The organism is Streptomyces sp. NPDC001339, from assembly GCF_042895955.1.
Lineage (GTDB): Bacteria > Actinomycetota > Actinomycetes > Streptomycetales > Streptomycetaceae > Streptomyces.
Window position 1 is genome coordinate 68920 of record NZ_JBIAWT010000008.1, and the last position, 19144, is coordinate 88063.

At 69.5% G+C, this 19144-nt stretch carries 18 protein-coding genes; 4 read left to right on the forward strand and 14 right to left on the reverse strand.

Annotation, left to right across the window (positions count from 1 at the left end; all coding sequences use genetic code 11):
• Positions 1-155: 155 nt before the first annotated feature.
• On the reverse strand, positions 156-1991 hold the full coding sequence (locus ACFY12_RS23975) for a S9 family peptidase (RefSeq protein WP_390718214.1): 1836 nt from the start codon (positions 1989-1991) through the stop codon (positions 156-158).
• A gap of 249 nt (positions 1992-2240) precedes the next feature.
• Between ACFY12_RS23975 and ACFY12_RS23980 the strand changes: the two genes are divergently transcribed.
• A complete protein-coding gene (locus tag ACFY12_RS23980) occupies positions 2241-3074 on the forward strand; it encodes a class I SAM-dependent methyltransferase (RefSeq protein WP_390717931.1) in 834 nt (277 codons plus the stop codon).
• Positions 3075-3236: 162 nt separating this feature from the next.
• Here the strand turns inward: ACFY12_RS23980 and ACFY12_RS23985 are convergent, their stop codons facing one another.
• From ACFY12_RS23985 to ACFY12_RS24015, 7 genes are all read right to left on the reverse strand, one after another.
• Positions 3237-4526: a cytochrome P450 gene (locus tag ACFY12_RS23985; RefSeq protein ID WP_390717932.1), complete on the reverse strand. Its 1290-nt coding sequence runs from the start codon at positions 4524-4526 to the stop codon at positions 3237-3239.
• A 150-nt stretch (positions 4527-4676) separates the two neighbouring features.
• Positions 4677-5384, reverse strand: a complete 708-nt coding sequence (locus ACFY12_RS23990; protein ID WP_390717933.1) for a TetR/AcrR family transcriptional regulator — start codon at positions 5382-5384, stop codon at positions 4677-4679.
• A 324-nt stretch (positions 5385-5708) separates the two neighbouring features.
• Complete coding sequence (locus tag ACFY12_RS23995; protein ID WP_390717934.1) at positions 5709-6071, reverse strand: hypothetical protein; 363 nt, start codon at positions 6069-6071, stop codon at positions 5709-5711.
• 261 nt (positions 6072-6332) lie between these two features.
• A complete protein-coding gene (locus ACFY12_RS24000) occupies positions 6333-7043 on the reverse strand; it encodes a response regulator (protein WP_390717935.1) in 711 nt (236 codons plus the stop codon).
• 139 nt (positions 7044-7182) lie between these two features.
• Entirely contained in the window at positions 7183-7887 is a 705-nt protein-coding gene (locus ACFY12_RS24005; RefSeq protein ID WP_390717936.1) for a hypothetical protein, read from the reverse strand.
• Between the two features lie 7 nt (positions 7888-7894).
• The gene (locus ACFY12_RS24010; protein ID WP_390717937.1) at positions 7895-8041 is read right to left on the reverse strand and encodes a hypothetical protein; all 147 of its coding nucleotides are present in this window, start codon (positions 8039-8041) and stop codon (positions 7895-7897) included.
• Entirely contained in the window at positions 8041-9219 is a 1179-nt protein-coding gene (locus tag ACFY12_RS24015) for a sensor histidine kinase (RefSeq protein ID WP_390717938.1), read from the reverse strand. Before ACFY12_RS24015 ends, ACFY12_RS24010 begins: the two co-directional genes overlap by 1 nt.
• Positions 9220-9638: 419 nt before the next feature.
• Between ACFY12_RS24015 and ACFY12_RS24020 the strand changes: the two genes are divergently transcribed.
• Together ACFY12_RS24020 and ACFY12_RS24025 are read left to right on the forward strand one after the other, a co-directional pair.
• Positions 9639-10856: an amidohydrolase family protein gene (locus ACFY12_RS24020; protein WP_390717939.1), complete on the forward strand. Its 1218-nt coding sequence runs from the start codon at positions 9639-9641 to the stop codon at positions 10854-10856.
• 194 nt (positions 10857-11050) lie between these two features.
• Positions 11051-13306, forward strand: a complete 2256-nt coding sequence (locus tag ACFY12_RS24025) for a glycoside hydrolase domain-containing protein (RefSeq protein WP_390717940.1) — start codon at positions 11051-11053, stop codon at positions 13304-13306.
• A gap of 227 nt (positions 13307-13533) precedes the next feature.
• Here the strand turns inward: ACFY12_RS24025 and ACFY12_RS24030 are convergent, their stop codons facing one another.
• Positions 13534-14106, reverse strand: a complete 573-nt coding sequence (locus ACFY12_RS24030; RefSeq protein WP_390717941.1) for a TetR/AcrR family transcriptional regulator — start codon at positions 14104-14106, stop codon at positions 13534-13536.
• A 99-nt stretch (positions 14107-14205) separates the two neighbouring features.
• Between ACFY12_RS24030 and ACFY12_RS24035 the strand changes: the two genes are divergently transcribed.
• Entirely contained in the window at positions 14206-14493 is a 288-nt protein-coding gene (locus tag ACFY12_RS24035) for a putative quinol monooxygenase (RefSeq protein WP_390717942.1), read from the forward strand.
• Positions 14494-14575: 82 nt separating this feature from the next.
• Here ACFY12_RS24035 and ACFY12_RS24040 read toward each other — a convergent pair whose 3' ends face one another.
• From ACFY12_RS24040 to ACFY12_RS24060, 5 genes are all read right to left on the reverse strand, one after another.
• Complete coding sequence (locus tag ACFY12_RS24040; protein ID WP_390717943.1) at positions 14576-15382, reverse strand: phytanoyl-CoA dioxygenase family protein; 807 nt, start codon at positions 15380-15382, stop codon at positions 14576-14578.
• 345 nt (positions 15383-15727) lie between these two features.
• Positions 15728-16915 carry an ATP-grasp peptide maturase system methyltransferase gene (gene tgmC, locus ACFY12_RS24045; RefSeq protein WP_390717944.1) on the reverse strand — a complete coding sequence of 396 codons (1188 nt, stop codon included), beginning with the start codon at positions 16913-16915 and terminating at the stop codon, positions 15728-15730.
• Positions 16902-17870 carry an ATP-grasp ribosomal peptide maturase gene (tgmB, locus tag ACFY12_RS24050; protein WP_390717945.1) on the reverse strand — a complete coding sequence of 323 codons (969 nt, stop codon included), beginning with the start codon at positions 17868-17870 and terminating at the stop codon, positions 16902-16904. Before tgmB ends, tgmC begins: the two co-directional genes overlap by 14 nt.
• Positions 17867-18169 (reverse strand): putative ATP-grasp-modified RiPP, encoded by a 303-nt coding sequence (gene tgmA, locus ACFY12_RS24055; RefSeq protein WP_390717946.1) that lies wholly within the window; start codon positions 18167-18169, stop codon positions 17867-17869. Before tgmA ends, tgmB begins: the two co-directional genes overlap by 4 nt.
• A gap of 356 nt (positions 18170-18525) precedes the next feature.
• A complete protein-coding gene (locus tag ACFY12_RS24060; protein ID WP_390717947.1) occupies positions 18526-18798 on the reverse strand; it encodes a hypothetical protein in 273 nt (90 codons plus the stop codon).
• Positions 18799-19144: the final 346 nt, after the last annotated feature.

The following is a 19144-nucleotide window of genomic DNA, read 5'->3' on the forward strand; positions in this document are numbered from 1 at the left end:
CGCCTACGGCCCGACCGCCTGCCGCCTGAGCACCTGGCGGCCTGGCCGCCTGGCGCTCTGACCGGCCAACCTCGCGGGTTGCCTGGCCGCCTGTGGTGCCTTGGCCCTGCGGTTCAGCTCTGCTGGTTGAGCTCTGCTGGTTCAGTCCTGCTGGTTCAGTTCTGTGGGTTTTGTTGGTTCTGTGCCGGTATGGGCATGTGGCGCTGGACGAAGTCGAGTTCCAGGCGGAGCTGCTTGATGCGCTCCTCCACGACGAGGGAGCCGTGGCCGGCGTCGTAGCGGTAGACCTCGTGGGGGTGGCCGCGGTCCTCAAGGCGCTTGACGTAGTTCTCGACCTGCTGGATCGGGCAGCGGGGGTCGTTGACGCCGGCGGAGATGTAGACCGGTGCCCGTACGGCGTCCACGTATGTCAGCGGGGACGAGGCTTCGAACCGCTCGGGGACCTCCTCGGGGGTGCCGCCCAGCAGGGTGCGGTCCATCGCCTTGAGCGCTTCCATTTCGTCGTTGTACGCCGTGACGTAGTCGGCGACCGGGACCGCGGCCAGGCCCAGCGTCCAGGCGTCCGGCTGTGTGCCGAGCCCCAGCAGGGTCAGGTAGCCGCCCCAGGAACCGCCCGCCAGCACCAGCCGCTCGGGGTCGGCGAGACCGGACTCGACCGCCCACTCCCGCACCGCGGCGACGTCCTCCAGCTCGATCAGGCCGACGCGGTGCTTGAGCGCATCCGTCCAGGCCCGGCCGTAGCCGGTCGAGCCGCGGTAGTTGACGCGGATGACGGCGAAGCCGTGGTCCACCCAGGCGGCCGGTGACGAGGCGAAGGCGTCGCTGTCGTGGTGGGTCGGGCCGCCGTGTACGTCGAAGAGGGTGGGGAAGGGGCCTTCGCCCGCCGGCTGCTGGACCAGGGCGTGGATCCGGCCGCCGGGACCGTCCACCCAGGCGTCACGCACCGGCACCGAGCCGGGTGCCGTCATCCCGGGCGGGTCCAGAACGACCTTGCCGTTCGTCGAGCGCACCTCCGGGGGCTGGGCGGCCGACGACCACAGGAACTCCACCGTTCCGTCCGGCCGGGCCGCTGCGCCCGAGACCGTACCGGCCGGGGTGTCGACCCGGACGAGAGCGGGGCCGTCAGCCGCACCGTCCAGCTCGTAACGCCACAGTTCGGTGCGCGCCTGGTACTCGTGCTCCACCAGCAGGGCCGAGCCGTCCGGGTACCAGTCGGCGCCCACATCGCCGGGAAGGTCGATCTCCAGCGGCGTTTCCACACCGGTCAGCGGGTCCCAGATCATCGGTTCCCAGCGGCCTCGGCGCTGGTGCCCCACCAGGAGACGGGAGTCACCGTCCACGGGAGCGAAGCCCATCACCGCCAGGCCCAGCTCTTCCGTGCCGCCGTTGGTGTCGTCCAGCTCCGCGACCGTGGAGCCGTCGGGGCGGACGATGCGGATCGCGGAGTGCATCGCGTCGCCGTGCTCGGTGTGATCGATGGCGATCAGCGAGCCGTCGTGCGAAAGGTCGCCGACGCCTGCGGACTCGCGGTGGCGGTAGATCTCCACAGGCTGCTGTCCCGGGCGGACGAGGTGAATCGTCGAGCCGTCCTCGTCGGTGGAGCGGCCGATGACCGACGTGCCGTCCCGGCTGATCGCCAGGCCGCCCGGGTAGGAGGGGGCGAGGTCCGGGGCGGCGGGCTCGTCCGGGCCGCCCGCGAAGGGCTGGCGCATCCAGATGCCGAACTCGTCACCGTCGGTGTCCGAGAACCACCAGATCCACTCGCCGTCGGGGGACAGTGTGCCGTCCGTCGTGCCGTTGGGCCGGTCCGTGACCTGCCGCTGTCCGCCCGTCTCGCGGTCCCAGGCGTAGAGCTCGAAGGTGCCGGTGGCGTTCGAGACGAACAGGGAGCGGGCGGGGGCGTCTTCGGCCCACTCCGGCAGCCCGATCCGTGGGGCACGGAAGCGCTTCTCCCAGTCGGGCAGGTCAGGCAAGTCGGGCAAGTCGGGCATGCCCTCGGAAACTCCCGCGTCTGTGCTCTCGGCCGTCGCGGCCGCTGCGGCGCCCGCTATGGGGGCGGCCGGGCCCGTCGCCACGCTGGAGGAGCGGGCAGGGCCGGTCGTCGGAGGGGTCGGGTCGGTGGAGCGGTGGCCGGGGCCGGGGCCAGGGCCGGCGGTCGTCTCGTCAGTCATGGGCCCATTCTGCGGCCGGCGCGGGAAAAGCGTTGGTGAGGGGCACCAGTCTGTGGATAACTTCGCCGTATGCGAGGACATACCGGCCCCGACGACTGGCGGGAAGCGAATCGCGCCAGGTGGGACGAGCGCGTCGCTATCCACACCGCCAGCGACTTTTATGACCAGGACGGATTCCGCCGGGCCCGGGACGTGATCCGCGACTTCGAGGTCGCGGAGATCGGCGAGGTCACCGGCCGGTCCCTGCTCCACCTCCAGTGCCACTTCGGCCAGGACACCCTGTCCTGGGTCCACCGCGGTGCCGCCCGCGTCGTCGGCCTGGACTTCTCCGAGCGGGCCGTCGAGACCGCCCGCGAACTGGCCGCCGAGTTCGGCTACGGTCCGGACCGGGCGGCGTTCGTCGCCGCGGATGTGTATGACGCCGCCGAGGCCGTCCCGGACGATGCGTACGACATCGTCTACACCGGCCTCGGGGCGCTGAACTGGCTTCCGGACCTCGAGCGCTGGGCCGATATCGCCGCCTCGCTCGTCGCCCCCGGTGGCTTTCTCTACCTCGCCGAATTCCATCCGCTGACCGATGCCCTGGACGACCAGACCGGCACGCGCATCGTCCACGACTACTTCAGCCGGGACGCCTGGGTCGGCGATACGCCCGGCACGTACACGGACTTCGACGCGCCGACGGTCAACAACCGCAGCGTCGAGTGGCAGCATCCGCTCGGGGACGTCGTCTCCGCGTTGGCCGGGGCCGGTCTGCGCATCGATTTCCTGCACGAACACGACATGACGCTGTTCCAGCGGTTCGGTGCGCTGCGACGCGATGACGACGGCTACTACCGCTTCCCGGGCGATCGGCCGCGGATCCCGCTGATGTACTCGTTGCGGGCGAGCCGGGCCCGGTGACCGGCCCGGTGAATGATCCGGTGACTGGCCCGGTGACCGATCCGGTGACCGACCCGGTGACCGACCCCCCCCCCGGTCATCGGGGCCGATCACCGGGGGGGGGCAGCTCAGCGGTCGATTCAGCCGTCGGTGCAGTGGCCAGTGCAGTGGTCAGCGCAGTGGTCAGTGCAGCCGTAGTGGCAGGGACGCCAGCCGCCAGTTGCCCGGCAGCGGCGGCCGCTCCAGACCTTCGGGCGGGACGCCCAGGGAGACGTCGGGGTAGTGGGTGAGCAGTCTGCTGAAGGCGATCTCGGCCTCCTGCCGGGCGAGGCCGGCGCCCAGACAGTAGTGCGCGCCGTGGCCGAAGCCCACATGGTTCTCGGCGCGCCCGGCCGGGTGCCGGGTCAGGTCGAGGCGTTCCGGGTCGGTGTAGTGGCGGGGGTCGCGGTTCGCCGAGACCAGGATGAGCTGGACGTTGTCGCCCTTGTGGATCATGGTGCCGGCGACCTCGACGTCCTCGGTGGCGTAGCGCAGCTGGACCATCTGCACCGGTCCGCACCAGCGCATCAGCTCGTGGACGGCACGCGGCATCAGAGCCGGGTCGTCCTTGAGGAGGCGCAGCTGGTCGGGGTGGGTGAGCAGGGCCTGGGTGCCGTTGCTTATGAGGTGGGCGGTGGTCTCGTGGCCGGCCAGGACCAGCGTGAGGACCATGGTGACCATCTCGACGTCGCTCAGCCGGCTGCCGTCGTCGTCATGGGTCCGGATCAGCTCGCTGAGCAGGTCGTCGGTGAGGGAGTCACGCCGCTCGCGGATCAGCTCGTGGATGTGGTCGATCATCTCGGGGAACGTGGTGCCGAGCCGGTCCGGCTCCAGGGAGACCAGGTCGGAGCCCCACTTCCGCCACTGCGGGCGATCCGCCTCGGCGATGCCGACCAGTTCGCAGATGACCGTGATCGGCAGCGGGTAGGCGAAGTGTTTGATCAGGTCGACGACACCGTCCTCGGCGTGCTCGGGAAGCCGGGTCAGCAGCTCGTCGGCTATCTGCTCGACGCGTGGCCGCAGGTCGGTGATCTTCCGTGCGGTGAAGGCGCGGGAGACGAGGCGGCGGAGCCGGGTGTGGTCGGGGGCGTCCTGGTTGAGGATCGACCCGGTCATGTACGGGCGGAGGTGCTCGGGGAAGCCCATCTGCTCCAGGAAGCGGAATACGGGGGACTCCTCGGCTGCGCGGTTCAGGGCCGGCGCCGCCGGGTCGTTCACGAACCGCGGGTCGCGCAGGATCTGGCGGACCTCTTCGAAGCGGGTCACGAACCACACGGGTGCGTCGTCGAAGAACCGCCCGCGGACGATCGGGCCCTGCTCGCGCAGCCTGCCGTAGCCGGTGAACGGGTCGTTGAGCAGTGACGGGTCCATCATGTTGGGCTCGTCCGGGTGTTTCCCGACGTGCTCGGTGAGCGGCGAGGGTGATGCCGACATCGTGCGTCCTCCTCCGGTGGGAGTGGGTGACAGGGAGAGTCGGGGGTGGGGCTCGGGTGGAGCTTGGGGTGGGACTCGGGTGGGGCTCGGGCCGGATCGCGCGGGCTGTTCTCAGCCGTGGAGATCTGGCCTCAGCCCCGGAGATCCGGCTCAGCCGCGGAGCTGACGGTTCATCTCCTGCGCGCTGAGATCGGCCAAGTGCTCGTAGAGCCGGATGATTTCGGGGGCGGCTGCGGCTGCCGCGGTGGCACGTGCGGAATCGGGGGCCGAGGTCTCCAGCGCGCTGTGCACCGTGCGGGCGAGCAGCTCGGCCCGTACTTCCGGGGTGTCGGGGGCACGCTCCGCGAGCAGGCCCTCGGCGGTGAAGAAGCCGGTGATGATCGCCATCAGGGAGTACTGCTGGTGGCGGACGTCGGCGTCGACGTGCAACAGGCCGTGCTCGCGGAGTACTTCGAGTTGGCGGCGTGCCATCTGGTCGCCCTCGGCCATCAGGTGCGCGAATTCCTTCTTCGCGGTGTCGTTGAGCCGGCCGAGGAGGTCGGAGTCGTCGGTGTACAGGGCGCGCAGCACGGGGCGGCTCAGGAACTCGCGGAAGAGGCCGCCGGCCCGCCGGCTGGGCAGGATCTCCAGCGGGTCGTTCCGCATCATCTCCAACTGGCTGTACTGGCTCTGGAGTTGCTCTTTGATCAGCACGGCCAGGAACAGTGATTCCTTGGTCTTCCAGTGCAGATAGACGGTTCCCTTGCCGACTTTGGCGCGATGGGCGATCTCGTCGATCGTCACCCGCCGGTAGCCCCAGGCGAGCAGCAGATCGGCCGCTGCCGTGAGGATGCGTTCGGCGCGTTCCGCGCGTACCACGGACCGTCCCCCTTTGAGCCTTTGCCTGGACAGGTCGTCCCCGTTGCCGTGTGTCTTGCCTTGCCTGCTAAGGCCGTCAGGCCGTCAGGCCGTCAAGGCCGTCAAGGCCGTTGAGGATTTCTCTCTTGACCTCTCTTGACTCTGTGACCGGATTCGAAATCTGGTCACGGAGTCAACGCTAGGCGGCCGGCGTAGGCGACGTAAGGCGGTTTCCGGCCAGTCGACGTCCAACTCCCCACTGCTCCAACGGGTTTGCGCTCACGCGAGGCGATTGACGCGCCATCGTTCACCTGTAAGGCGCGTCTGGCATGTAGAAGACAGTCATCAGCGTGGGTCAACGATCTCCGCCGCGAAGACCGTGCCCAGTGGTTCGGGACCGATGTACTGCTGGCAGTTGCACGGGCGGGGCTCGTAACGCAGCGGTTTGCGCTCGGCGTCCCAGGCGGTCGGCGCCTCGACCACCTCATGGCAGCGGCCGGCCTTGTCGTGCTTGGCGAGGTGGTGAGTGCAGCCGCAGACCGGCTCGGGCGGGCGGTTCGCCGTGTCCAGTGCGAGCTGGTGTTGTTCGGTGGCCTTGAGCAGGGCCAGTTTGCGCTTGTGCCGGGTCTTCAGCGCACTCCGGACGTTGTCGCTCAGCCAGCCCCCGCCCATGATGACGAGGGGGACCAACATCCACCACCAGTCCATGCCACACCTTCCCAGTTGATTGATAGCACATTTTATCGATATCGGTCTCTGGGATGATCGATCTCTGACCTGGCGCATTACCGGCCTGGCGCATTACCGGGCCTAGCGCATTACCGGCCTGGCGCATTACCGGGCCTAGCGCATTACCGGCCTGGCGCATCACCGGCCCGGTCGCCGCTGCGGGCGAGGGCGCGTCGACTGCCGGGCGGGCGGCCTTGACCCGGCCGCGCAGGAGATTCCGGGACTGGCGGCCGCCCGGACTCATCGGTCGTTTGCGAGCTGCCCTGCGTCGTGCACCAGAAGGGCGACCTGGACCCGGTTGTTGAGGCCGAGTTTGGTCAGGATGTTGGAGACGTGCGTCTTGACCGTGGAGACCCCGAGGTAGAGCGCCGCGCCGATCTCCGCGTTGGCCTTGCCCTGGCCGATGGCGAGGGCGACCGCGCGCTCCCGGTCGTTGAGCAACGCCAGCTGCGCCTCGGCCTCCTGGCGGCGCCGCGCGTGGTCCTGCAGGGAGACGACCTGGTCGATCAGCCGCTGGGTGACGGTCGGGGAGAGCACCGGATGGCCCTGTGCCACCCGGTGGATGGCCGCGACGATCTCCGGCGGCGGGGTGTCCTTCAGCGCGAAGCCCGCAGCGCCGGCACGTAGTGCGCGCAGTACGTAGTGGTCGGCGTCGAACGTCGTCAGGACGAGGACTTCCGGTGCGTCGCTCATGGCGCGCAGGGTTTCCGTGGCGGTCAGCCCGTCCATGACCGGCATCCGGATGTCCATCAGGACCACATCGGGGCGGTGCTGCCGGGCCAGTCTGATCGCCTCGGCGCCGTCACCGGCCTCGGCGACGACGCGCAGGTTTCCGGCGCCGCCCAGCATCACCGACAGCCCGACGCGGACCAGCGGGTCGTCGTCGGCGATCAGCACATTGACCGTAGTGACCGTGGAGGACTCGGCGGTGGAGGACTCGGCTGTGGTCATGCCGTCAGACTAAGGGCTGTCCCGACAGGCGGCGTTCGCCGGGTCGCGAAGGAGCCTATGGCGACCCGGGCCGGAGGGCGGTGACCTGGCGCCGGCGCCTGAGGTCCGCCATCGGTGCGGCCCACCGTCCGCCACTGCGTCAGCCGCGCAGCAGCCGCCAGTACTGCCGCTTGTCCTTGTCGCGCACGACCACACCGGCCTCCACCAGCTCGCCGCGCAACTCCCGGAGCTGGTCGGCCGATCCGGGATTCTTCAGCAGCTCCTGGCGGGCCTTCAGCAGGACATGCGCGTGCGAGGGGAGCTTCTTGCTGTCCGGCACCCACAGCTGGAACTCCTTCTGGTACGGGTCCTCGTCGGCCCAGGAGTAGCCGTGTGCGGTGAAGGCCTCGGCGAGGCGGCGACGGTCCTGGTCGCACTCCTCCCGGGCGAGCTCCTCGGTGCGGTGGCCGAGCAGGACGAGGTGCTTGCCGTCGCGGAAGGCCAGGGCGACGTCGTCCCCCGCGAACGTGCGCGGCTCTCCCTTCCGGGTGAGGACGACCTCGCTGCCGGAGACGCTGACCGACAGCTCGTGGAACTTGACGAGCGCGCCCGCGATCAGGCCGAGGACCCCGCCCACCGCGATGGCCCCGATGGTGAGCCCGGGCTCCGGAATCGACGCCACGAGCTTGGCCGGGCCTTGCATGGGCGCCCAGGGCAGCGTCACCAGCCACTTCGCGAGCAGCTTGATCAGCCAGAAGATCCCCGCTCCGATCAACCCGAACACGAGGACCACCAGCACTTGGCCCCAGAGCGGCTCGGAGATCATGGTGGGCTCGTCGGCCTTGGGGTTCGGCTCATCCGGCACAGCTAGGTCACTCCCATTCGTAGATCGGTACGCCGCGACCGGCCCCCTTGGCCCCGAAGGCCCCGAAGGCATCGCAGACATCGCAGACATCGAAAAGCTCGTCCGTAGAGGGCATGCGCAGACAGAACGCGCTGTATGTATCAGTCGTGTTCATCAAGAGGGGTCTGGCCAGGGCTCCCGCGGCCACGGCAGCCGCGCCCTGACCTCCCAGCCTCCGTCGCCGGCCGGGCCGTACTCCAGCCGTCCGCCGGTCAGTGACACCCGCTCGGCCAGCCCCGCCAGGCCCTGCCCCGGGGACGCGTCCGGCCGGCCGGCCTGCCCGGGGCCGGGCGCGGTGTTGGTGATCTCGACGCCGAGCCCCTCATCGGCCGTGCCCGTCACCTGGACGCACGCCGTCGCCCCGGGGGCGTGCTTGCGGACGTTGGTGAGCGCTTCTTGGACGACCCGGTAGGCGGTACGGCCGGTCAGCTCCGGTACGGCTTCCGGGATCTCCTTGAGCAGCCGTACCGGCATCCCCGCCGCACACGACTCTGCGACAAGTCGGTGCACATCGGCCAGGGTCGGCTGGGGCAGTTCACCGTCCGGCGCCCGCAGCACCGTCAGGACCTCGCGCAGGTCCTGCAGCGCCTGGTGCGCGCTCTGCCGGATCACCCCCGCCGCCCGGGCGACGTCCTCGCTGGGGGCGTCGGGCCGGTACTCCAGCGCGCCGGCGTGCAGGGCCAGCAGCGACAGCCGGTGACCGAGGACATCGTGCATCTCCCGGGCGACCTCCTCACGGGCCCGCAGCTGGGCCTGTTCGGCGCGGAGCCCGGCCTCCGCCGCGACCCGTTCGAGGAGTTGTCGGCGGTGGCGGATGAAGAGGCCCCAACCGACCGCGCTGCCTTGGGCGATGGCCCCGAAGAGCAGGTAGAACAGCAGGGCCGGAAGGACGGCGGCGGGGCGGATGAAGGCATCGGAGACCACCGTTACCAGGCTCACCGCGTAGACCGTCGCGGTGGTCCGCGGTGTGCGGTGTACGGCGACGGAGAACAGCGCGACGAGCATGGCGCCCGAGGCCATCTCGAACGGCACCGACAGGACGATCAGCGCCAGGGCGACCTCGACCGGCTTGCGCCGGCGCAGCCACAGCAGGACGCAGCCGAACATCGCGGCTGTCTGCTCGATGTACAGCCAGTACAGCCAGTTCAGGCCGAGCAGTTCGGGGCCTGTCTGCCCCCTGCTCCTCGCGGTCGCGACGCCGTAGGCCACCGCGGCGAGGAAGAGAGCGGTGTCCACGGTCCAGTCCCGTGGACTCCGCCGGACGGGCGCGGAAGCGGTCACGGAGTCGGGCACAGCCGGGACTTTACTGGCCTGATCTCTTCCTGAGGGCGGGACGGCCGGCGGACGGTACCTTGGTCGGCCGGTGGACGATACCTTGGTCGGACTTTTGGAGACTTTCGTCTCGGACAGCGCCGTGGGGCAGCACCGAGTGCGCCCGCCCCGTTGGCGGCACTGAGTGCGTCCGCCCCGTTGGCAGCGGCTGGTGTACCGCTGGGTGGGCCGTACGCCCGGCTACAAGGCGGCGTTTGTACCTCCCCGCTGTACCTCCGCTGTACTTCCGCTGTACTTCCGCTGTACCTCCGCTGCACTCGGCCTCTTGTCGCCGCGAGGGCGAGCCCATAACGTCATAACTGACGCCCCGTCAGTTGAGCGGGTGGTGGGGACCTGGCGTGGCACACCGGCGGAGAGGTGGCGGAGAGGTGGGGGAGAGCGTGATCAGCGACGAGCGCAGCACGGCGGAGCTTCCCAAGGTCATCAGTGTGGACGATCACGTGATCGAGCCCGCGCACCTCTTCGAGGCCTGGTTGCCGCGGAAGTACCGCGACAAGGGGCCGAAGCCCCTCACCGCCGGTATCGGTGAGCTGGAGTACATCGGCGGGAAGTACCGGTTCACCACGGATCCGGAGGGTCAGCTCACGGACTGGTGGGAGTACGAGGGGCAGCTGTTCCCGTACAAGCGCATCATCGCCGCCGTCGGCTTCTCCCGCGACGAGATGACCCTCGACGGCATCACGCGTGAGCAGATGCGTCGCGGCTGCTGGGACCCGAAGGCCCGGCTGGCGGACATGGACCTCAACCATGTCGAGGCGTCGCTGTGCTTCCCGACGTTCCCGCGCTTCTGCGGGCAGACCTTCGCCGAGGCCGACGACAAGGAGGTCGGGCTCGCCTGCGTCCGGGCGTACAACGACTGGATGGTGGAGGAGTGGTGCGGGGACAGCGGCGGCCGGCTGATTCCGCTGTGCCTGATTCCCCTGTGGGACATCGACTTGGCGGTGGCCGAGATCCGGCGTAACGCCGCGCGCGGCGTACGGGCGGTGACCTTCAGCGAGATCCCCACCTACCTGGGGCTGCCGTCCATCCACTCCGGGTACTGGGACCCGTTCTTCGCCGCGTGCGAGGAGACGGGCACGGTGGTGAACATGCACATCGGATCCTCGTCGCAGATGCCGGCGGCGTCACCGGACGCGCCGCCCGCCGTGCAGGCGTCGCTGAGCTTCAACAATGCGATGGCCTCGATGATGGACTTCCTCTTCAGCGGCGTACTGGTGAAGTTCCCACGGCTGAAGCTCGCCTACAGCGAGGGGCAGATGGGCTGGATCCCGTACGCCCTGGAGCGGGCCGACGACGTCTGGGAGGAGCACCGGGCCTGGGGCGGGGTGCAGGACCTGATCCCCGAGCCGCCGTCCACGTACTACTACCGGCAGATCTTCTGCTGCTTCTTCCGTGACAAGCACGGGATCGACGCGATCGAGACGGTGGGCGTCGACAACGCGACGTTCGAGACCGACTACCCGCACGTCGACTCCACCTGGCCGCACACGAAGGAGGTGGCGGCCGACCACGTGGGCCACCTCCCCGAGGACATCGCCTACAAGCTGCTGCGCGGCAACGCCATCCGCATGCTTGATCTGCCGTTCGACCGGAGGTAGGGGATGGGGGTCCCGTAGCCCGACGGAGGCAGGGGATGTGGGCCCTGTGGCCCGAAGTTGATGACGTCGTCATCCTTTGTTGCGCAACAGCGGTTACCAACGGGTTGTTCCGTTTCGTCGGTACAAGTCCAGAGTCCACCGGATAAGGGCTTTGGTGCACAGAAATTCCGCTGCATGCGCATTTCAATCTCCCCATGCCCTCCTTCATACCCCCGCACCGTCAACTCCCCCGGCTCAACGGGCTCGTCGGCGGAACCGTCGCCGCCGCCGCGCTCCTCTCCCTGGCCACCCCCGTCGCGGCAGCGGCGGACGAGCCCTCCGCCGGTTCTTCTGGCTCTCCGGGCTCGTCCGGTTCTGCCGGGTCCGTCAGCTACGGCGGCTGGAAGCTGGCCGTCCCCGACGGCTGGCAGGTCGTCGACCTGGAGCGCTCCCCCGAGGAGTGCCTGCGCCTGGACCGGGCCGCGCTCTACCTCGGCCGCGTCGGTGACCAGGCGCGCTGCACGGGCGGCGCCGTCGGCGAACGGACCGGGACCGTCCACCTGGAGCCGCTGGCAGGCGCGGCGCAGCGCGCCGACATCCCCACGGTGGTGGTGTCCTCGGGCACCGAACTCCCGCAGGAGCGCCCCGACGCCCCCAGTGGCGAAATCCGCTATGCGCTCGAAGAGCTCGGTCTGATGGCCACCGTCTCGTACGCGGACGATGCCACCGTGGCCGAAGGCGTACTGGAGTCCGCCACCCGGGACTCGTCCAACAAGCGCCGCAAGCGCGCGGCCCCGGCCCCGGCCCCGGCCCCGTACACGCCGCCGAAGCCGCCCACGTCCCAGGTGGTGCCGGGGGCGTACCAGGGCGAAGGGTTCGATGCCTGCCAGGCCCCGAGCGCGCCCCAGATGAAGGCGTGGCGCAAGGCGTCGCCGTACCGCGCGGTGGGGGTCTACATCGGCGGCAGCGCACGGGCCTGCGCACAGCCCCAGCTCACCGCGGAGTGGATACGCCAGCAGGCGGCGGACGGCTGGCACCTCATGCCGATCTGGGTCGGTCCGCAGCCCTGGCACCGGGCGGTGAACCCCGCCAACCGCCTGATCAAGGACGAGGCCGGCGCCGCACGCCAGGGCCGGGAGGCGGCGAACGGCGCGGCGCAGGCCGCGAAGGGCCTCGGCCTGGGGCCGGGCGCCGCCCTGTACAACGACGTCGAGAACTACGACGTCAAGGACCGCAACGTCTTCGACGGCCCGGTGCGCGCGTACCTGTCGGCCTGGACCGAGCGCCTGCACGAGCTGGGGTACCGCTCGGGCGCGTACGTCAACGCCTCCTCCGGCGTCCGCGCCCTGAAGTCCGAGTTCGCCAAGGGCCGTTACACGATGCCCGATGTGATCTGGACCGCCAACTGGAACGGCAAGGCCGACGTCTCCGACGCGTCGATGGGTCTGGACCGGGGCCAGTGGGACGGGCAGCGCGCCCACCAGTACAAGGGCACGGACGAGAACAACAAGCCGCTCAAGGAGACCCACGGCGGCGTCACCATCCACGTCGACCGCAACTACCTCGATGTACGAGGCCCGCAGAAGGCCCCCACCGAGCCGAAGCCCGCGGCGGGCCCCCAGCCGAAGCCTGCGGCAGGCCCCGAGCCCAAGCCGAAGCCGAAGCCTCGCCTGTTCGACGACGTAACCGATCTCGTCACCTCGGCGGACTTCAACGGTGACGGCCGTACCGACATCGCGGCGGTGCGCAAGGACGGCTCCCTGCACGCCTTCTACGCCAAGAAGGACGGCACCTTGGAGTACGGCCGGGCCTTGTGGCACGACAAGACCTGGGGCGGGATGCGGCGGATCGTCGGTGGAGACTTCAACGGCGACGGCATCGGCGATGTGATCGGGCTGCAGCGCGATGGCCGGCTGCGCGGGTACACCGGCACCCGCGAGGGGCACGTACAGGCGCGGGGCCGCATCTGGCCCGACAACTCCTGGAAGAACGTGCGGACTTTCGCTGCCATGCGCGATGACCGCAGCGGCCGGGACGGCCTGGTGGCCATCGCCCGGGACGGTGGGCTGTACTTCTACCCCACCCGGGCCGACGGCACCCTGGCCGCCTTCTCCGAGCGCCGCACCCTGTGGCACGACACCTCCTGGAAGCGGATGAAGCACCTGGTCGCCGGGGACTTCGACCTCCCGCTGGTGGGCAACATGCTGCTGAAAACGCGTCACACCGATCTCGCCGGGATCCACCAGGACGGGAGCTTCCGCCTGTACCCCGGCTCGGGACCGGGCGAGCTGGAGCGGACGCACAGGCCGTTGTGGAAGGACACCTCCTGGGGCAGCCGTAAGGCACTGCTGGGCGGGGACTTCAACGGTGACGGCAGGGCCGATGTGGTGGGTATCCGCGGTGACGGCGTTCCGCAGTTCTACGCCGGTGCCGGCAACGGCCGTCTCGCCGACGGCAAGCGCATGGACTGAGACCACCATGACCAGTTGCTGACCGCGATTCCGCGAGCGAGTCGGCAAGGTGGCTCACTGTTGCCGAGTGCTTCATCTGGCGCCGATCGTCAGATGAAGCACTCGGCAGAGTCCGGGAATTCATGCCGGCCCCGGGAATGCCCCCGGCGTTCTCGGCGGCTGCCAGGAGCCCGGGAAGGGATAAGGGGCCCGGGAAGGGATACAGGGGCCCGGGAAGGGATAAGGGATCAGGCGCCGTGGTCGTCATGCGGGACGTCGAGGATGATGTCGGCGGCGCGGGCGATGACCGGGGCGCGGGTGCGGCCGGGGTGGTCGGCGGCGAGGAAGTGACTGCCGATGGCCACGCAGAAGGCGAGCAGGGCGCGAGCCTCGACCTCGTCGGGGTCGGCGCAGAAAGTGCCGATCGCGTCGCGGGCCAGCTGAATGCGCTTGTTGTCCACGCGGCGCAGTCGCTCTGCGACGGCGTGGTCACGGCGGGCCCATTCGCGGATGGCCAGATCGATGGGCAGCAGGCGATCGCTGGAGAAGGTGAGCCGCCCGGCCAGGCGGACCTTGTTCCGTGCGTCGCCGCCCTCCCGCTCGACCCGGTCCACTACGGCGTCCACGCTCTCGCGCTCCCAGGTGTCCAGCATCTCGGCCAGCAGAGCGTCACGGTCGGCGAAGTACCCGTAGAAGCCCCCCTTGGTCACCCCCAGCGCCTTGGCGAGCGCCTCGACCCGCACCGCCTCCACTCCGCCCGCGGCCAGCACCCGAAGTCCCTCTTCGACCCACTTCTCGCGCGGGGTGCGCAATGCGCCCATCTGTGGCCCACCTCACCCAGTCAGACCTGTTGTACGGCTACGTACAACAGGTCTAGCCTCACCTTGTACGGCATCGTATAACCCGAGAGGGGACACGTCATGTCATTCGGTTTCGTTGCCTTCCACTACCCGGCCGCCGAGCACGTCGAGGAGTTCGTCGGCGAGTGCCACCAGGTCGCCGAGGCGGCGCGGCGGCAGCCGGGCTTTCTCTCCGTCGGGGTCTGGGTCACGCCGGACGGCGAGGCCGTCGTCACCACCGGCACGTTCGAGTCCGAGGAGGCATTCCGGGCGGCGTCCGACGTCGCCCGCGAGATGGGTGCGACCCCCGACGGCTTGAGCGACCTGGAGGTCAGGCCCCGTGAGGTCCACTTCCTTGTGTCGCGCTGAGGAGCTCGGCGAGGTCAACTGTCGGTATGGCTCTCTCCGAGGGTGACAGCGCGGACAGTCTTCTCGCTGCCTATCGCAGTGCTCAGGTTGAGCGCTTCTCGCGAAGGCTGGTGACCGGGGCGTCCTGTCCCAGGCCCCGACGGATCGCGATCTCCACGGGGGAGTAGGCGCCGTCGGCGCGCTCCAGTTCGTACGGTGCGGCCGGCATCAGCGGTGGCTGGGCCATGAAGCGCGGCCGCACCCCATGGTGCGGTTGTGCCGCGTGCACCAGGAACGGATGGCACAGGAAGACGTCGCCCGGGGCCCCGGTGGCGAGGGCGACTGGCCGGTGGTCGGACGCCGCCACCAGGTCGGGCGCAAGGGCCAGCCCGCTCGCCCCGTCCTCCCCGTACTTCTCCAGCACCTTCGGCACGTCGAGGTGTGAGCCGACCCGGATCCGGGTCGGGGCGTCCTCCTCACCGACCTCGCTGAACAGGAACAGCATCAGCAAGGCCCGGCCCCGGGAGCGCAGATTGGTGAAGTACCAGCTCTCGCCCTCCGGAAGGTAGCTCCCCTCGATGTGCCAGCCCGCGTCGTCCGGCTCCTCCTCGTGCGGGAAACGCAGCGGGAACGTGCCCAGCGAGTAGCGCGGCTCCCAGCGTCCCGCCCCGACGAGGAGGTCGTACGCGTGATGCAGGGAGGGGGAGTTGGGTGCGGCGGCGAACGGCCCCTGCGCCATGCCGGCCACCCAGTGCACGGGCTGCGTCCAGGTCGCCGGATCGTCCGGGTCGCAGCTCGTCTCTCGCCACAGCAGCCGCGCGCAGTCCGCGGCCACGCGCGGTGCGACGGCGCCCTCCAACTTCACGAAGCCGTCGCGGAGGAAGCGGGATACCAAGGTCGTGTCATCCATGCCCCCATCGTGCGTCGGCACCGATCCTCCTCACCCGACATTCTCCGCACCGCCTTTGTCGGGTATTCACCGAGACCTTCTTGTCCCTCTGAGACCCGCCGGATGCGGGCCCGCATGTCCGGTGGTGTGTGGGGGCGGGGTGGGCGAACCGGCTCGCCTACCCGATATGCGCGAGAACAACCGGGCCAACGGACCGGTAGCTGACGCACTGCCTGCGCCTTACCGTCACCCTGCAGCGACGCATTTCGTCGGTGGCCCTGCCCTACGTGCGGAGTTGGAACGGCCAACAGCGTCAGAGAACCCGGCGGGGGCGCCGCCGTGTTACCGCGACCGTCAGTGCATGGCTCACCCAGGCAGGTGCCAACTTGGCCCGTCGGATGAGCCGAGCCATACCCGTTGTGCGTCGGGGGTGACGGTGACGCCGAACTCGGACGGGGCGGGCGAGTCCGCTGCCTGCCAGAGTGCGAGGGATCGCTCGACGTCGTCCCACAGGTTGACCGGTCCGCCCTGCCGTACGGTCCACTCGTCGCCCGAGGGTGTGAGGGTGGCGAACGCGTCGTTCGTGGCGTCGAGCACGTACGTGCTCACGGTGCCGTCATCCGCCGGCATCGAGAAGAAGCGGGCATTCGGCATGGCGAGCTGCGCCACGAACCCACTGTCGGCCATCGTCAGCAGCTCGGGGCCGTGTGCGGTGGCGCGGGTCTCGCCCTCGTCCGGGGCGGGGATCATGCCGAGGCTTTCGGGGGCATCCTGCTGTCGGGCGATCATGAAACTCGGATCGCCGGAGAGGAAGTGCCCTTGTGCGGTGCCGTTGTCGTCGACGGTGAGTCGGACGAGCCCGAGGGACCGCATCCAGCCGCGGAGGGTGGCCACGATGAGCCCGCCGGGGCGGGTCTGCTTGATCCATGCCGAGGGGATGCTGCGCACGCCCATGGTGGCGATCACGCGGTCGTACGGTCCGGCCTCGGGGTAGCCGAGTAGGCCGTCGCAGGTCAGCAGTCTGGGGCGGTATCCACAATGGGCGAGATGCCCTCGGGCGCGGGCAGCGACGGCGGGATCGGTCTCGATGGATGTGACGCGATGGGCGCCGAGGCGGTGGCACAGCAGTGCGGTCGAGTACCCGGTGCCGGTCCCGATTTCCAGCACGGTCGTGTCCTCATTCACGTCGAGGTCTTCCAGCATCCGCACGACCAGGGCGGGGAGCGTCGAGGACGATGTCGGGCGCGCGTTGCTGATGGGCTGCGGATCGGCCCAGTCGATTTCCCGCCCGCCAAACTGCGTGATCAGGGTCTCGTCGGCGTATGCCTGCCGCAGCCACTTGTCGACGCCGACGAGCTGAGGCGTGACGGGTTTCCACGTGGTCAGTCCGGGGGCGTCGGTCTCCGCGTAGAAGCGGGGGACGAAGACATGCCGGGGGATGGCCTCGACGGCGGCGCGCCATGTGGGGGAGCGCAGCCAACCGCCGGCGGCGAGGTGGTCGGCGAGCTGCTGCCGTAGCTTGGCGGCAGCGAGGTCGATGTCAGGGTCGGTCATGGGTGCCTCGTTCCAAGAGATCGGCGAGGGCCGCGGTCATGGGTAGGCCGGTCGGTGGCTCCAGCCATGCCCACTGTCCTGACGGGTTGCACTCGATGAATGTCCACTCGCCGGATGCGGACAGGGTGAAGTCGAATGCGCCGAAGACGAGCCCGAAGTGCAGCAGATAGGCCAGCAGGGCGCGTTCGACGTCCGGCGGTGGTGTGACGGGGGTGTAGGCGTGGGTGCTGTAGTCGGTGCGCCAGTCGAGTAGGCCGGAGTCGATGCGCACTGCGAATATGCGGTCGCCGATCACGGTCACGCGGATGTCGGCGACTTTGTCGACGCGTGCCTGAAACAGGTGCATGGTGCCGGCGATGCTGTCGTCGATCTCGTCGGCGTCGACTTCCTCGACAGGCACCGTCTGCGAGGTGCCGTCGACGAGGTAGAGCGGCACGGACAGCGGTTTGAAGATGACCGGCCCGTGTTTCTTGATGAAGGCTCGGGCGTCGTCGGGGCGGTTCGTGATCAGAGTGGGCGGCAGGGTGAAGCCGCACGCTGCCGCGGCGGCGAGGCCGGCGGGTTTGTATTCGGCGTCGCCGATGTGGTTGGGGTGGTTGACGTACAGGCAATGGGGCAGAGACGCGAGGACGCCGCCGAGTCCGTACCGAGCTTGGACGGCGGCGAACCTCGCGTCTTGTGGGTCGAGGTGCGGGAAGGCGAACCCGGAGGGGCGCCGGTAGTAAAGGGCGCGTACGTTGCCGAGGTCGGCGATGCGGGTCGGGGTCGCCACGCTTCCGCCCCACTGTGCCGAGTCTCCGCCGATGTAGGCGGAGCACGACAGGGTCGCGGGGAAGTCTCCGGAGTCGAGCCGCACGACCGGGACACCCCGGCCGTGCAGCTCGGCAATCACAAGATCCGCGGTTGGGTCGTCAAGGTTCGTGACGACCAGTACCGGGCGGGGATCGGTGGTCACTGGTCGGCGTCGTTCCCCGTGTCGCTGTCGGGCGAGTCGCTGTTGCGGTCACCCTGGCCGGTGGTGCCGGTGGGAGGGTTGGTGCCGGACGAGGTGCCATGACCGGGCGCCATGACGACCGTCCCCTGGGCGTCGAGGTAGCAGGCGGTCTGCGTGGCGGCGTCCAGCTCGACTCGGGTATACGACGGCACCTCGACAGACGGGTACGGGGCGAGTCGCCGCAGTGCCCAGGGGGCCGGGGTCAGGTGGCCTTGCGGCAGGGGGCTGCCGGTGGGGAATCGGTCTGCATGGTTGAACATCGCGTGTCTTTCCTCTCGTAGGTCGGTCGGAGTCTTGCGATGGAACCCCGTCCCTGCCGGCCGAACGTGCCAGGGCGGCAGGGACGGGAACTTGTGGCGGTCGGCCCTGATCACCCTTGCGGGATACCGCCCGCCGCCGGGTCAGTCAGGGTGGCGTCGAAGAACTGGAACGCCGCCATCTCATAGCTGGCGTGGCCGGTGGCGCCCGCGTGCGTGCCTCAGACACCACACCTGCCCGTCGTCCGCGTCGGCGGTGTCGACGGAGTGTTCCGCACATGTCAGACACTTGCCGACGTAGCGCAGTGCCATGCCCGGTATGACTGTCAGGGTCCACTCGGCGAATCGGTAGCGCGCCCTCATGACGTGTCCGCCATACGGCCCGGGCCGTCGCTGCCCGTTGCCTCCCCCATGGCGTCGATGCACTCGGTGAGACCATGCAGCATCTCCGCGAGGTCCTCCTCGGTCAGCTCATCCACCCACGCGGTACGGTCCTGGATCTCCGCCCGCATACGATCAAGCTGCCGGTACAACTCCCGGTATCTCACGTGACGGTTCCACGCTTGCTCGGCCCGGTAGCGCAGCCGTTTCCACGTGCCGGCCTGGGCGGCTGCGCGCGCCTTGGTCACCATCAGCCCACTCCCTTGGGGTGGGGGTGGTTGCGGATTTCGATGGTGCAGTCGGTCGCCTTGGACTTGTCTCCTACGGCGTTGGCTTTCGCACGCTGCCGGGCAAGGGCGTCGCACACGTCGCACCCGGCAAATGGCTGGGGATCCGGCCCAGTCGCCGGTTCCTTCAGGTGTACGGGGCGGCAGTTGCGGGGCATCAGCCCACCACCAGTAGCGCACGCAACAGAGATTCGAAGACCCACGCGCTATGTTTGCGCATGTCGTCAACCTCCCAGGGGTTGAGGGCCACGCCCCCGGACGTTCGCCCGTCGCGGGGGTCCTTACGTGGCAGGTGTCCTTGCGGCCAGTG

Bases quoted from the DNA above. Each gene is read 5' to 3' on its own strand.
- ACFY12_RS23975 (WP_390718214.1), bottom strand. From the start codon at position 1,991: ATGCCCGACTTGCCCGACTTGCCTGACCTGCCCGACTGGGAGAAGCGC.
- ACFY12_RS23980 (WP_390717931.1), top strand. From the start codon at position 2,241: ATGCGAGGACATACCGGCCCCGACGACTGGCGGGAAGCGAATCGCGCC.
- ACFY12_RS23985 (WP_390717932.1), bottom strand. From the start codon at position 4,526: ATGTCGGCATCACCCTCGCCGCTCACCGAGCACGTCGGGAAACACCCG.
- ACFY12_RS23995 (WP_390717934.1), bottom strand. From the start codon at position 6,071: ATGGACTGGTGGTGGATGTTGGTCCCCCTCGTCATCATGGGCGGGGGC.
- ACFY12_RS24000 (WP_390717935.1), bottom strand. From the start codon at position 7,043: ATGACCACAGCCGAGTCCTCCACCGCCGAGTCCTCCACGGTCACTACG.
- ACFY12_RS24010 (WP_390717937.1), bottom strand. From the start codon at position 8,041: ATGAACACGACTGATACATACAGCGCGTTCTGTCTGCGCATGCCCTCT.
- ACFY12_RS24025 (WP_390717940.1), top strand. From the start codon at position 11,051: ATGCCCTCCTTCATACCCCCGCACCGTCAACTCCCCCGGCTCAACGGG.
- ACFY12_RS24030 (WP_390717941.1), bottom strand. From the start codon at position 14,106: ATGGGCGCATTGCGCACCCCGCGCGAGAAGTGGGTCGAAGAGGGACTT.
- ACFY12_RS24035 (WP_390717942.1), top strand. From the start codon at position 14,206: ATGTCATTCGGTTTCGTTGCCTTCCACTACCCGGCCGCCGAGCACGTC.
- ACFY12_RS24040 (WP_390717943.1), bottom strand. From the start codon at position 15,382: ATGGATGACACGACCTTGGTATCCCGCTTCCTCCGCGACGGCTTCGTG.
- tgmC (WP_390717944.1), bottom strand. From the start codon at position 16,915: ATGACCGACCCTGACATCGACCTCGCTGCCGCCAAGCTACGGCAGCAG.
- tgmA (WP_390717946.1), bottom strand. From the start codon at position 18,169: ATGTTCAACCATGCAGACCGATTCCCCACCGGCAGCCCCCTGCCGCAA.
- ACFY12_RS24060 (WP_390717947.1), bottom strand. From the start codon at position 18,798: ATGGTGACCAAGGCGCGCGCAGCCGCCCAGGCCGGCACGTGGAAACGG.